Here is a 13630-nt window from a genome sequence, read left to right as displayed (position 1 = left end):
AACATTTTAATTATTAATATATTCTATGTTTACTATTATTCTACCTTCTAAAATAAATTAAGAAAAAATGGTGATTGGTTTAACAAAAATGAGTTATGGAAACAATTCATGATGCACAATTATTTTTGTACTCTATTCTTCAAACGAATAAGCTGTACTATCTACTTTTATATTTTTCTAAATTTGCGAACTAAAGTGAACACTATACCTGCAAAAACCATCCATAAGCCCATTGTTGTACTATTAGTTGTACTGCCCCCCGTGTTTGGAAGCTCTTTATATGTAGATTCTTTTTTATCGGAATTACTGTTGTTTTGGATATTACCGTTATTACTGTTATTAGTACTACCTTTAGCTTTGCTAGCGTCTGTATCCTTCACTAATACTTTTTGTATTGCATGTACCTTATTACCTACAGAATCTGTGACACTATATATTATTTCAAAAGTACCAGCTTTAGTGGTATCTCCAATATCTTTATATACTACTTTAGAAGTAAGATCACCGTCTTCTTTATCCGTAGCTGATACACCTACCATTGGATTGAATTCATCTCCCTTAGTAATTGTAGTTGTAAAAGGTACTTTTAGTATTGGTATGTCATTCTTAACTTCTTCTCTACCTGTGACTGTTACAGTTTGTTTCGCAATTTCTTCATGACCTTTAGAATCTGTAACTGTATACGTTAAAATGTAAGTACCGGCTTTAGAGGTATCTACTTCACCATCAACTTTTACTTTATAAGTAAGATCGCCGTCTTCTTTATCAATAGCTTTTACTTTTTCCATCGGATCGAATGATTCTCCTACAGTAATTGTCGTTGCAATAGGAACTGTTAATGTAGGTTTTAGATCTGATGTTTCTCCATCTCCCTCTACAATTACAGTCTGTGTTACCGTTACTTTCCCACCTTGAGAATCAACGACAGAGTAATCCACAATGTATTTGCCTGGTTTAGAAGTGTCTACATCACCTTTATGTTCTACTCGATTTGTTAAATCACCATCTTCTTTATCAATAGCTTTTATATTGCTCATTGGGTCAAACTTATCACCGACACGTAGTGTAATTGTTGGCGGTACCGTTAACTCTGGGACTTGGTTTGCCTCAGTTTTTTCGTTTTCTTTCACTGTTCCTTTAATTTTTGCTGCATCAAAAGCTTTTTGGACCGTTTCAACCTCAATGGAATTTGCCCCATATTTATTTGCTGCAACTTTAAGACACGCTAATCTTAATTCAGAAAAATTAGAAGTCATGTTCAATTCATCAGTATTTGCATAATAGAAAATATCAAACATTTTATCTTCACCAATACCATTTACAGTTACACCGTTATGAATGCCACCTTGTGCAATTAAATATGCGACTTTATTAATAATACTTGAGTTGAAATGAACGCCCTCATTATCCTCTCCGTTTAAATCACTGTATTTGCTATAATCATCTGGATACGGTACTCCATTAAAGAATTTGACTGAAGATGGATTTTTCATATTACGGAGAACTGATCCACTTTGTTCTCCTATTGTCCAATTAAATTCCCCATTATTTATATATTTCTCAATAGCCGTTCCCATAATATCAGATAACGCCTCGTTAATTGCTCCAGATTCTCCAAAAAATTCAAGATTAGATTCACTAGATGTAACCGCATGTGTAAATTCATGACCCGCTATGTCAAACGATCTAACCATTGGATCACCATATATAAGCATACTAACATTGTTAATATTAGCGCTAAATGCATTCCCCCAATTTTTAGGATCATCTGTTTCTCCAGAATCCCATGCATGTACAACTGAAACTACTTTTTTCCCTTTATTATCAAAACTATTACGCTTATATTTGTCTTTATAAAAATCATATACGTTTGTCGCTAAGAAATGAGCACTTACCGCTTTTGGGTCATTAAATGTTGTTGATGTGCTAGTTGTTAATATACCAGGATAATATTTTTCTTCAAAAGTAATATCTCTATAATTTACATCATACGTCTCAATTCCTTGCCCTCTTGTATAATCAGCAAGCGCATATTTCCCGTTACTTTGTTCAGAAATACCGAATGTACGAGTTGTTCCTAAATCATCTTTTCCAGTCCCGGTTAATGATTTAAAATTACTTTTTTTACTCTCTTGAATAGCTTCAACACGCTCTTCATTTACTTTTAAATCTGACTCTTGCACCATATTTTTCAACATATCACCACTATGAGCATCCACTAAATAAGTTCCAGATACATAGTTTGGTGTGGCAGCTGCAAATGTAACTTGATATGCATTTGTAGCTTGCCCACGATTTTCATCAACAAAAATAACTTCCTTAACTTCTGCCTCAGAAATAAATTGAATATCATTTCCGTACTTCGTATAAATATATTGTTTTGCTTCTTCTTTTGATAAATTAATAGGATTCTTTAAATCTTCTTTTTCTAAGTTTTGTGCACTTTCCCCTGAAACACTTTTAATAATACCCTTTTTATCTACATGAGCAGTCAATTGGTGTCCGTATACTTCTTTACCTTCATATATTTGTTGCATACGAACAAGTGTAGTCCCATCATAAGAACCACGTTTTTGAACAACTTCGTAATCTACCCCTTTGTCTCCACTCACTTGTTTTGGTGACAAAGCATGTTCCGTCTTTTCCTTAAGTGCATCTTTCACTACGTTCTCTGGCGTTTTTTGTGATGGTTTTGTAAGTTCACCTGTACGGAACGAATCCTCTTGAATATCAACTTGCATTTGATCCGTTTCCTCCGCATAACCTATTTCGTATGGTACTATGCTTGTTAAAGCTAATCCTGTTGTTAATGCAACTATAGCTATTTCTTTTTTATTTTTCATGTTATTTCCCTCTTATGATTTCCTAAAATATGAAATTACTAAAATTTATACAATCTATTTCTAATGTAAAAAGATGACTTCTGTAATCAACAAAAGTCACCTCTTCAATATGTAATATCCCTAATATATTTTTAATGCATAATTTCTATATAAAACAGAAAAAGCATTCATTAACGAGCATTTTGCATTACTTTTATTAGGTCATTTATATTTTCAACTTTCTGCTGAAACTGATCAAATCTACTATGTAACAATGAAGGATTCTTATCTTCAGTTGAAATAACTTTTTTTAACTCCTGTTCTAATATATCATATGTATCAAAGAAATTATCAAATTCTACACTTACAAGCTCTTCATTTTCACGATAAAATCTTTTTGTTTCTATATAAGTCATGTATGATTTATTTAAAAAACCTAATGAAATTAAATATTTAGAAGTGTTTTCTTGATAAATAGCAATATCACATGCTATTTTCATATCAGAATAAGTCTTTTGAACGAAACAATGCAATTCAAAAATCTTAAACTTTAATCCATTATTCATTTCATCCCCTCCCATCCTATCTATTCTACATAAAAAAAGAATATTATACAAAGTAAAATATCAATATAGTACAAAAATAAAAAGCGAAAGAATAAATTCTCCCGCTTATTATATCAATACATACATTTCATATTGTGCTAAAGGATTCTTTTCAAATCCGGTTTTCTTTAAAAATCCTTCTAGTAAATTGTTATTTGGAAATCCAATTGATAAACTTTCTAAATTCAACTCATCTCTTGCTACTTGTAATAATTTTGATCCAATACTACGATTTCTATAATCTTTGTCTACGAAAAGAAAACTAATTTTACCTTGTTCATTCATACATATAGCACCTTTTAAATCATTATTGACATATGCACCGTAAAATGTATGATTTGTTTTTTCGATATAATCCATATCATTTTGCCAGTTTATATGGAAGTGTAACCATTTCTGAATTTCAACTTTAAAAGCTGCAAATTCTAATTGTTTTACTTCAATTCCTTTACATTCTTTATGTATTATTTTAGTCATATCTTTTAAATTATAATAAGATAGATCGTACACTTTTTCATAGCCTAATTTATTATAAAAACGAATCGCTCGGTCATTACCTACAATGACTTCAAGAAAAAGTTGCTTACACCCGTTTTGAATCGCTTCATCTTTATGCAGTTCAAATAACTTTTGACTCACACCAATACCGCGATACCTAGGGTGAATAGCTAATGTTCCACAACGCATTGTTTTTATACTTTCATAAATCTTAATACCACCAAGTATTACACCAACTGGTTTGTCACCGTCTAAAGAAAGAAACGAGTGTTCTAACGAATTCCCTTCAGCTCCAAAAAACCTTTTTATAAAATTCTCTTTTGAAACTTCCATCTTAATAATATAATCTGAAAACCCATCCTTAAAAGCTTCATACACTAAATCTATATTTACTTCACTGCATCTTTTATATTGAATCATATAAAATTATCCCCCACTTACTCGTGTTAAACTTAACGTTCAAATACATAAGATCTACTAGTCACATCATACTTTAATTTTGAATTCTACTGCTTAATTTGAAATGAACGGACACTTCCCTACATATCTATCACTATTAATTTGTTTTATAACAAACGGTGCAATATCGCCATTTTATATTTTAATTCCTGGCATATCAACTAAACTCTCTTTTATACTTCCAATACCATTTCCCTCTATAACAAATGGTAATCTAACAATTGTCCAATCTACCTCACTATTTTGGATAATTTGTAATTCTTTATATTTATCTTGCATCATTTTTGGTAAAAACAATTTAAACAAAGTAGCTCCTATTTTATTTACAATTCCCTTCTGATCTCCCGTAACATTTAAAGAACCTCCGGAAATTAGAATATATCTTTTTATTTTAGACTCCTTCATCGCTTCTAAAATATGCTTCGTTACTGTACTAAAAATGTAAGATTCATTTTTCGGTTGACCTACTGCATTAATTACAGCACTACAACCTTGAAGTAAGTCTTGTATCGTTGAAAAGTTACGTGCATCCCCAATAATAGTCTCTATATTTCCATTTATTTTCTCTGTATTTGTAGAGTTTCTCGTTAATATTTTTACTTGATATCCCTTTTCTAATGCTTCATTTACAAGAATTTTTCCGGCTTTTCCGTTCGCACCCAAAATAGCTATTTTATTTGTACTTTCCAATATTAACCCCTCTTACTATCTATGATTTACTACATTAATCTCATATACACGTAAAAAAGCAATTAAATGCTCACACGCTCGTTCACATGCTAACATTTTAAAGATTTTTTGTTCCTCTTTCGTTTTATCATTCGCTTGATCTGAAGCAGCTTTTAAACATAGAAAAGGTTTGTTATTGATTTGGCACACATAAGCAAAAGCTGCCACTTCTTGATCAACCGCTAATGCTCCATATACAGTATGCAGTAAATATCTCATTTCTGAACTACGAATACGTTGATCTCCAGATAAAAATGTACCGAAATGAATCGGGTCATAAGATCGTATTTTTTTTATTCTTCTTACAAGTGATTTTGTTGTTTCAATAGGTACTGTTCTACCATTATATAAGTTAAAAACATCTTCGCCCGAACCAGCAGCAGTGACATCGTGTTGTATTGCGTTCAGTGCCACTACAATATGACCATTTTTCACCTTATTTGATAAACTCCCGCATATCCCTGTCATAAACAACTCATCCGGCTGAAACTCACTAATTAATAATTGTACACAACTAGCACAGCTTACCTTCCCAACACCAGTTATAACTGAAATAATTTCCAGATCATTTATAGTATGAAAATGAAATTCCCAAGCGGCTCTTTTTTCAATGCGTTCACTTGGATAAGATTGATGCAAATACGTAAGTTCAGGTTCCCAAGCGGCTACGATTGCAATACGTTTCATTACAAACTTCACTTCCCTCACTGTCATTTAAATAATTTATCTATGCTTTCTCTTTTATAATCTGGAATCCACTCTTTATATTTCTCATATAAATTTCGTATTGTTTCTTTATTCTTCGAAATTACTTCACTTCCTCTATCATCATACATAAACATGATAATATCTTTTGTTACATTTATGAGAAATACATCTGGATAAGAAATTTCTTTTTTTGCGTCCTAAACAAGGATAAAGACCTGGTAAATCTTCATGATTCGCTGCTTGAATAAGTCGTTTATACTTTATATCACCAGCGAAATATTTTAATGAAAATTGATATGTACAATACAAGTCAGTTTCTTCATCTTCAAATAAAAAAGTATTGTTTCTTGTCTTGTATGATACTTTAAATCTCTTTTTGAATAAATCGACTATATATTTATTTTCTGTGGATTTTTTACATTTCCCTTTTTAAGTCAATAAACATTTGCTATTAAAAACACTTTATCTTCTTTTGAATTTATATCTTCAAATAAGTGTTTATTATATGTATGGTACTAATGTAACCCCAGTAAATATTTCATTCATATATTCTTTTAACTGTATTTTATATTCTTTCTACTCTACAATTTCTTTTAACTGCCAATATGCATCTTCTAGCCAAGGGTGTAAAACTTTCAACGTGTCTTTTCTATCCCACAAATATGAAATATATGCAAAAGCTGCATGTTCTAAAGATTTTTCTAACCCCTTTTTTACTTCTACTAAGTATGGTGGTGTCCCATTTTGATCCCATTCTATTTTATCAGCAACAAATAACACTAAATCCATCTTCGTTGCATGTTTACGCAGTGTGGTATGGCAACAAATTGCATTTAAAGTCTCTTCATCATGCACTTTAAATATCTCTTTTGCGATTACTCTCGAAAGTTTTTGATGAATAATCATTGGGAATTTTCGTTCTTCTTCTAATATCTCTATTCCAAATTCTTCAGCAACTACAATCCGTACTTCATTTGGAAAAATTGCACTAATATCATGTAAATATCCCGCAATCGCTGCTTTTTCTTCATCTTCATAAAACATTTTTGCAATTTTCCTCGCCTCATTTGCTACACGAATTGAATGTTTATATGTAGGCTTCTGATTATATTTTAATAAAAAATCTTTAATATCATTTTCTATTTTTCCAGTTGGAGAAAATGAATATATCTCCTTATATAACATAGTAAATCCTCCTTAAAACTAACTTTCAATATAATATATAATCTTAATATCCTTGTGTTTTGTATTCGTTATAAATGTTGTAATCCCTTTTTTAATACGTTACATGAAATTTTATACAGAATCATCGCTACAAGTACATAAATGTTTGATATTATAGTAATGTTAATGATTTGTAAGGAAAGGAACTACATAATGAATAAAAATATATTAATTATTGATGATGATAAAGAAATTGTTGAATTACTTGCTGTTTATTTGCGAAATGAAGGCTATAACATTTATAAAGCATATGATGGCGATGAAGCATTACAAATGATTTCTACATATGAAATTGACCTTATGATTTTGGATATTATGATGCCAAAACGAAATGGATTAGAAGTTTGCCAAGAAGTTCGTGAAAATAATACTGTACCTATTCTTATGCTGAGTGCAAAAGCAGAAGATATGGATAAAATATTAGGTCTTATGACTGGTGCAGACGATTATATGATTAAACCATTCAATCCATTAGAATTAGTAGCTAGAGTGAAAGCTTTGCTACGACGATCATCTTTCCAAAATGCCACTTCCCAAAAGAATGAAGATGGTATGATTCGCATTCGTTCTGCTGAAATACACAAACATAATCATACTGTGAAAGTAAATGGCGAATATATTAAGCTTACATCTATTGAATTTGATATTTTATATTTACTTGCGAGTAATACAGGAAGAGTATTTAGTTCTGAAGAAATATTTGAACGTGTTTGGAATGAAGATGGTTATGGTTCAAATAAAACTGTAATGGTCCACATTAGTAATTTACGAGATAAGCTTGAAACAGGAATGAATGGAGAAAAATTTATTCATACTGTTTGGGGAGTAGGCTACAAAATTGAGAAATGAAGCATTTGATATATTAAAAGATATCCCGAAATGGAAACTTATTTTTTGGCTCTTATTAGCTATCACACTCACTCCTATTACTGAATTAATTATATATCGCCTCGTTACGAGTGTAATTGAGAGTTCGCTTACGTTAAGCGAACTTGGCAAAGAATTCATTAGAATTTTTGGTTATGAAAAATATAAAGGAATAAAAGAATCTCTATGGATGATGATTGTCTCTTATTTATTTTTATTTTCTATTTTCTCATCCTACCTATACATTTTTTATCGTCATGAAAGAAAGCTTTACTATGAAACTTGTATTAAAAAAATGATAGAAGAGATTCGCTATATTGCAAATGGAAACTTCAATCATAAAGTTTCTATCGTAAACCATAATTATCTAGAAGAGTTAGCAAGCGGGGTTAATCAAATTGTTGAACAATTGAAAGTCTCGATTGATGAAGAAAGACAGGCAGAACAAGCAAAAAGCGAACTTATTACAAATGTATCGCATGATTTACGTACTCCACTTACCTCTATAGTTGGATACGTGAATTTAATCCACCATGATAATTATAGAGATGAAGTAGAATTACGGCATTATATACAAGTCATTTACGATAAAGTAACTCGTCTTAATGCATTAATGAATGATCTGTTTGAATATACACGTGTTCAAAATAAAGAATTAAGTTTATATTCTGTCCCTATTGATATTGTAGAACTTCTCGGACAATTAACCGTTCAATTTCGAATACAGCTTCAAGAGGCTAATATTGATTGTCGCCCCTTTTTCCCATCAAAGAAGTTAATGGTATTAGCTGATGGAGACAAATTAGTACGCGTATTTGAAAATCTAATTATTAATGCTATCGCTTACGGTAACGATGGTGATTATATTGATATTACTGCTTATGAAAATAATAATATGATTGCAATCGATATAACCAATTATGGCCAACCTATTCCAAGTACCGATTTACCTCATATTTTTGAACGTTTTTATCGCGTTGAGAAATCACGCTCTACAAACACTGGTGGATCTGGACTCGGATTAGCAATTGCAAAAAGTATTGTAGAGTTGCATAAAGGAACAATTGAAGTGTATAGTGATGACAAAAAAACAACATTCACTGTAAAGCTACAACCATATAAATGTTAATACAGCTTAATTTTAGGTCCAATTTCTTATGATATAAGAAATTGGACCTTTTATTTTCCAGCAACATCCAAATTTTAATAATCCTTTATAATTCTTTAGAAATTCTTTACCTTTTCTTTCTTCCTAATTAAGTATTCCTTTTTACAATATTATTATCGATGTCATAATAGGAGGATCGCTTATGCAATTCTTAAAAAAAATTACAATTTTATTATTATCTTTTGTTATTACCGCACTTATCGTTTTATATTTTTACCTTTATGTAAATGGCCCAATTATTCAAGCTAAATCAGCTATTTTAATAGATGCTCATACTGGTGAAGTTGTTTATAAAAAAAATGAAGAAACTCCTATACAATCAGCTACTTTATCTAAATTAATGACTGAATATATCACACTGGAACAACTAAATGAAGGAACTATACAGTTAGATGAAGTAGTAAAAATAAGTAACGAAGTTTTCCGAGCAGAAACGAGCCCTATACAAGTAACTTCGAAAGATAAAACGACGGTTCGTGATTTACTTCATACACTGTTATTGACAGGAAATAATCGTTCCGCACTTGCTCTTGCAGAACACATCGCTGGAAACGAAGATAAATTCACACAGTTAATGAATGAAAAAGCAAAACACCTAAAGTTATCACAATCATCTCCGTTTCTAAACGCTACTGGAATGAATAACGATACAAATAAACTTTCAACTACAACAGCAATTGAAGTTGCTAAACTAGCAACACAATTAGTAACAGACTTTCCAGATGTACTGAACGTTACAAAACTAACCTCTTACCAGTTCACCTTCAAAGATACGAAAGTTTTCAACACCAATAAAATGATTTATTCCCTTAATAAAAACATTAAACACCAAGGTGTTGATGGCTTACAAACTAGTTTTTCAACTAATGGTAATTATAGTTTTGTCAGTACAGCAAAACGAGGAGATACTCGACTTATTTCAGTAATATTAGACGCCGAAAATGAAAACAGTACTTTTATTGAAACAAAAAAGTTACTTCAGTACGGCTTTGATCCTTCTTCATACTCTACACTCCAAGCGTTTAAAGATGCTGTTACATCTTGGGCAGTTTTGCTTCAGTTTAAAAATTTGATTATACAAACATTGTTAATTTTCTTCATTATAACAATTTTAATGTTCTTACATATACGTCAGAAAAAATCCGAGGATTTCAACTAGGAAATCTTCTTATATATATAAAACGGCTTGCATTTACAGTGCAAGCCGTTTTATAAATCTATAGTCCTCTCCCAATTAAATTCGCTGAAACAGGCCGAAGATTTAACTCCCTCGCCCATATAGATAGCTGACCGATATGGTGAATTTCATGTACAATTACGTGCCTTAAGACCTCACCATATGTATATGTTTTATCTGCCCACGAAGCTTTTAATATTTTACCTTCTAAGTTAGCAGACCATACTTGTAAAAACTCTTCTAATTCTCTGTTATATAAATTAGATAGCGCTTTCACTTTCTGGATTGATTGATACTCTTTAAACTGCGGTGCCCGATCTTCTTTTTCTTGAAGCGCATTAATCCAGCTATACTCAACATCAACAATATGAAATAATGTTTCTAAAATACTTCCAACACCACCAACACGTTTGCGGAGTAATTCTCCCTCTGAAAGTTGCTCACACCACTTAAACCAATCATCTCTTACTTGCCAATTGTATCGAAATAAAGTGTACACATTTATCTCTCCCCTACCTCGATTATCCACTTTACAGCATCTATTATATATTGCGGCTCATCTTTTTGAATACTTGAATACATTTTAAAATCATCAACTTGTACATATCCCTCTATACATTTAACCATTGACGATCACTTCTCTTCGATTCAGTTCCTCTTCAATTTGATTAAGTATTTCATCTACAGATAAAGATCCATCCAAAACAATATCTGAATTTGGCTTTACAGTATGAAGCGCCTCCAAATAGCCTTTTCTAGCATATGTTATATAATGCTTTAAATCATTATGTATTTCACTCATTGTTTCTTCCTTAAAATCTCGTAAAATTCTTCTAGCCATCGCAATATCTAAAGGCGTATCGATAAATATAGTTACATCAATGAATTGTCGCATTTCACTATTTAAGTATGCAAAAGGATAATCTACAATAATATAATCTATATTACTATCTCGTATAAGATGCTGAATATCCTTAATTAATGGTGTGAGTACCCATTCATTATAATTTGCTCCATCATCAATCCATTTACAAATATCTGCAGGACAGTTATCAAAGCTGTAGCTATCAAAATATAGTGCTTTTGAATTCATTAACTTATGAGTTAATCCTTCTGTAACAGTAGTTTTACCTCCTCCTGAAACAGCTGCAATTGTAATGATTTTCGTCTTTTTATTCATCATTTTCCCCCAATCCCCTTTTAATTAACATAATATAATTATAGAAAACAATTATATTTTAGCTCTCCATTCATATTCTAAAATACTCATTTCCCATAAATTCCAATACGTTTCCCCTACTTTTTTTGACTCTCTTAATAAACCTTCTTTTACAAATCCTATTTTTTCATAACAAGAAATGGCGGACGTATTAAAATCATAAACACCAAGTGTTACTCTATGTAGTTTTAATTCTTCAAATGCAATATGAAGTACTGCTTTCATCATATGTTTCCCTATAGAGCGTCCTCGCATTTTCGTATCACCAACTAGTACCTTTCCAATTCTTGCAGATTTATTTATATTGTCTATTTGTCCAAGTGAAATATGACCAATTACTTCTTTACTCTCTTCATCTATTACTTTGAATGCAAGTGTATTTTTACTTTCTATATATTGTTCTAATTGCTGATCATTTAAAGGATATGTAAATGCATTTCCTGACCATTGTATTAAAAATTCTTCGGAATCAATCCAATTTATTAATTGTTTGAAATCGGATCTTTTTAAGGGTTCTAATTTAATCAACTCCATTCTCCTTTCATACACCATTCTATATATCCTCAAACTTATTTCTATATATAGAATATATTCTCCTTTTATACGAAATGAAGATAAAGCCATTCATAAGAATGGCTTTACAAAAAACATAACCTAATTATGCTATGTTTCCTATGTTAACAATGGTTCAATCGCTTCAATTTTACAAACTGAAATAATTACTGTAACTACGCCAGCACTATTAGCAAGCTTTACAACATCACAAGTGACGGAAGAAACAGTTCCTGCATAATTATTAGTCCCTGTTGTAATACGCACTGATCTGTTTACTAACTTTCTCAGCTCATCTCTAATTCCTTGTACACAGCAACAGTCACATGCCTTATTTTGCTCTTCATGTTCTTTTTTACACTCTTCAAAAACATCCCAACAATCATCCTGTTTGCCTGAACACTGTTTACATGAACACTTTTTTCTAGAATTACTATAACGAGATCCCAAAATCTCACCCCCTAGTCATTTCTATTAATATAGTATGTCCACTAGCTTCAAAGTGTACGAGGCAAAAACATAGAAAAGAAAAAACAAACTTTTGTACTAAATCTTTTTATTTTAATTAAAAACTAATCCATTACCGTTTCTACCTTTAATTTAAACCCTTCATATATGTAAAACCCCAAAAAAATTCTCTTTAGTAATTGTATTTAAAAATTTAAAACTGGCCACCAATAATTAGACGCCAGTATGTATCTATAGAAAATATGAGTTACAGCTATTTTTTTAGAAAGATCTATCAAATTACTATTTAAATCTACTTCAAAACTTTCTTTCTATTACAAAAAATATTCTATCTATTTGTTGTAATTTTTCCGCATGTACCGTTTCAAAAGTTGTCCTATTTACATTTACTATTATTAATAAGTAGCATTGGAGGTGTAAACAGATGTCTTGTATTGTTACAGGTTTAACTCAGCCTCTTTGTTTAACGCTTGTTTATAATGTTTCATCGGGTATACTAATATCTTCTACTGTTGATTGTGGACGTTGTACTCTAGAAACGGAATTCGATTATACTAGTAAGAATCTAGTTATTAGAGTGCCATTTACTGGTGAAGGTACTCTTATATTCAATGACAAATTTCAGGCAAGTTGCGTTACAACGAATTTAACACAACCTTAATCTAAGTAATTTTTCAGGGGAAAATAAAAGTATAACTTCTATTTTCCCTCTCCCCTTCCTAAATTAATAAAAAACATACACTTTATTTTCATTTTAAATCTTGTTGTACAATATTTTTTATTTCTACACTATAATCTAATCTATTAATACTTTCCAAAGATCGAACCTGTTACATTTCCTGTTAATAGAAAAGGAGGTTAAAATACAATGCCTTGTGTTTTACCAGGATTAACTCAGCCAGTTTGCTTAACCATTGTTTATAATATTTTATCTGGCACACTAATATCTTCTTCAGTTAATTGCGGCGAGTGTGAACAAGAAATTGGATTTGATTATGTGAGTAAGAATCTAACAATTACAATGCCATTCACTGTTGAGGGTTCACTTACATTTAATGATAAGTTTTTAGCTGGTTGCATTACAACGAACATCACTCAACCTTAATTAAATTTAGAAATTATTAAGAGAATCGG

At 31.0% G+C, this 13630-nt stretch carries 13 protein-coding genes and 3 pseudogenes; 4 read left to right on the top strand and 12 right to left on the bottom strand.

What is annotated here, in order from left to right; all coding sequences use genetic code 11:
- Nucleotides 1-167: 167 nt before the first annotated feature.
- The 7 genes and pseudogenes from RCJ96_RS14255 to yqeK form a co-directional block, all read right to left on the bottom strand.
- The gene (locus tag RCJ96_RS14255) at nucleotides 168-2843 is read right to left on the bottom strand and encodes a M4 family metallopeptidase (protein WP_416503836.1); all 2676 of its coding nucleotides are present in this window, start codon (nucleotides 2841-2843) and stop codon (nucleotides 168-170) included.
- A 170-nt stretch (nucleotides 2844-3013) separates the two neighbouring features.
- Nucleotides 3014-3388 carry a hypothetical protein gene (locus tag RCJ96_RS14250; protein WP_076873935.1) on the bottom strand — a complete coding sequence of 125 codons (375 nt, stop codon included), beginning with the start codon at nucleotides 3386-3388 and terminating at the stop codon, nucleotides 3014-3016.
- A gap of 108 nt (nucleotides 3389-3496) precedes the next feature.
- On the bottom strand, nucleotides 3497-4345 hold the full coding sequence (locus RCJ96_RS14245) for a GNAT family N-acetyltransferase (RefSeq protein WP_416503835.1): 849 nt from the start codon (nucleotides 4343-4345) through the stop codon (nucleotides 3497-3499).
- Between the two features lie 93 nt (nucleotides 4346-4438).
- Nucleotides 4439-5074, bottom strand: a pseudogene (locus RCJ96_RS14240) (SDR family oxidoreductase).
- Between the two features lie 15 nt (nucleotides 5075-5089).
- The gene (locus RCJ96_RS14235; RefSeq protein WP_416503834.1) at nucleotides 5090-5827 is read right to left on the bottom strand and encodes a phosphorylase family protein; all 738 of its coding nucleotides are present in this window, start codon (nucleotides 5825-5827) and stop codon (nucleotides 5090-5092) included.
- Nucleotides 5824-6385 (bottom strand): annotated as a pseudogene (locus tag RCJ96_RS14230) (DUF3885 domain-containing protein). The gene RCJ96_RS14235 and the pseudogene RCJ96_RS14230 overlap by 4 nt, the downstream one beginning before the upstream one ends.
- Before the next feature lie 12 nt (nucleotides 6386-6397).
- A complete protein-coding gene (gene yqeK, locus RCJ96_RS14225; protein WP_074610354.1) occupies nucleotides 6398-7006 on the bottom strand; it encodes a bis(5'-nucleosyl)-tetraphosphatase (symmetrical) YqeK in 609 nt (202 codons plus the stop codon).
- A 192-nt stretch (nucleotides 7007-7198) separates the two neighbouring features.
- Here yqeK and RCJ96_RS14220 point away from each other — a divergent pair, with 192 nt between their 5' ends.
- The 3 genes from RCJ96_RS14220 to RCJ96_RS14210 all read left to right on the top strand — a co-directional run bounded on the left by RCJ96_RS14220 (nucleotide 7199) and on the right by RCJ96_RS14210 (nucleotide 10239).
- Complete coding sequence (locus RCJ96_RS14220; RefSeq protein ID WP_048554489.1) at nucleotides 7199-7894, top strand: response regulator transcription factor; 696 nt, start codon at nucleotides 7199-7201, stop codon at nucleotides 7892-7894.
- Entirely contained in the window at nucleotides 7884-9041 is a 1158-nt protein-coding gene (locus tag RCJ96_RS14215) for a sensor histidine kinase (RefSeq protein ID WP_001243300.1), read from the top strand. Before RCJ96_RS14220 ends, RCJ96_RS14215 begins: the two co-directional genes overlap by 11 nt.
- 181 nt (nucleotides 9042-9222) lie before the next feature.
- Nucleotides 9223-10239 (top strand): D-alanyl-D-alanine carboxypeptidase family protein, encoded by a 1017-nt coding sequence (locus RCJ96_RS14210; RefSeq protein WP_416503833.1) that lies wholly within the window; start codon nucleotides 9223-9225, stop codon nucleotides 10237-10239.
- A gap of 58 nt (nucleotides 10240-10297) precedes the next feature.
- Here RCJ96_RS14210 and RCJ96_RS14205 read toward each other — a convergent pair whose 3' ends face one another.
- The 5 genes and pseudogenes from RCJ96_RS14205 to exsK form a co-directional block, all read right to left on the bottom strand.
- Nucleotides 10298-10756, bottom strand: a complete 459-nt coding sequence (locus RCJ96_RS14205) for a DinB family protein (protein ID WP_242303887.1) — start codon at nucleotides 10754-10756, stop codon at nucleotides 10298-10300.
- A 2-nt stretch (nucleotides 10757-10758) separates the two neighbouring features.
- Nucleotides 10759-10827 (bottom strand): annotated as a pseudogene (locus tag RCJ96_RS14200) (alpha/beta hydrolase); the annotation flags it as partial.
- Between the two features lie 49 nt (nucleotides 10828-10876).
- A complete protein-coding gene (locus RCJ96_RS14195) occupies nucleotides 10877-11437 on the bottom strand; it encodes a hypothetical protein (RefSeq protein WP_242303888.1) in 561 nt (186 codons plus the stop codon).
- A 51-nt stretch (nucleotides 11438-11488) separates the two neighbouring features.
- Nucleotides 11489-12028 carry a GNAT family N-acetyltransferase gene (locus RCJ96_RS14190; protein WP_416503832.1) on the bottom strand — a complete coding sequence of 180 codons (540 nt, stop codon included), beginning with the start codon at nucleotides 12026-12028 and terminating at the stop codon, nucleotides 11489-11491.
- Between the two features lie 120 nt (nucleotides 12029-12148).
- Nucleotides 12149-12478, bottom strand: coding sequence for an exosporium protein ExsK (exsK, locus tag RCJ96_RS14185; protein ID WP_000535712.1), 330 nt, complete (start codon nucleotides 12476-12478; stop codon nucleotides 12149-12151).
- Between the two features lie 886 nt (nucleotides 12479-13364).
- Between exsK and RCJ96_RS14180 the strand changes: the two genes are divergently transcribed.
- A complete protein-coding gene (locus RCJ96_RS14180; protein ID WP_416503831.1) occupies nucleotides 13365-13601 on the top strand; it encodes a hypothetical protein in 237 nt (78 codons plus the stop codon).
- The last annotated feature ends 29 nt before the right edge of the window (nucleotides 13602-13630 follow it).

It is taken from the genome of Bacillus sp. BSL6, from assembly GCF_052928345.1.
The sequence above is the reverse complement of the archived record's forward strand: the minus strand, read 5'-3'. Positions and strand labels throughout refer to the sequence as shown.

Coding starts and splice junctions, on each gene's coding strand:
- RCJ96_RS14190 (WP_416503832.1), bottom strand. CDS start 12,028: ATGGTGTATGAAAGGAGAATGGAGTTGATTAAATTAGAACCCTTAAAA.
- RCJ96_RS14235 (WP_416503834.1), bottom strand. CDS start 5,827: ATGACAGTGAGGGAAGTGAAGTTTGTAATGAAACGTATTGCAATCGTA.
- RCJ96_RS14220 (WP_048554489.1), top strand. CDS start 7,199: ATGAATAAAAATATATTAATTATTGATGATGATAAAGAAATTGTTGAA.
- RCJ96_RS14180 (WP_416503831.1), top strand. CDS start 13,365: ATGCCTTGTGTTTTACCAGGATTAACTCAGCCAGTTTGCTTAACCATT.
- RCJ96_RS14250 (WP_076873935.1), bottom strand. CDS start 3,388: ATGAATAATGGATTAAAGTTTAAGATTTTTGAATTGCATTGTTTCGTT.
- RCJ96_RS14255 (WP_416503836.1), bottom strand. CDS start 2,843: ATGAAAAATAAAAAAGAAATAGCTATAGTTGCATTAACAACAGGATTA.
- RCJ96_RS14210 (WP_416503833.1), top strand. CDS start 9,223: ATGCAATTCTTAAAAAAAATTACAATTTTATTATTATCTTTTGTTATT.
- RCJ96_RS14195 (WP_242303888.1), bottom strand. CDS start 11,437: ATGAATAAAAAGACGAAAATCATTACAATTGCAGCTGTTTCAGGAGGA.
- yqeK (WP_074610354.1), bottom strand. CDS start 7,006: ATGTTATATAAGGAGATATATTCATTTTCTCCAACTGGAAAAATAGAA.
- RCJ96_RS14245 (WP_416503835.1), bottom strand. CDS start 4,345: ATGATTCAATATAAAAGATGCAGTGAAGTAAATATAGATTTAGTGTAT.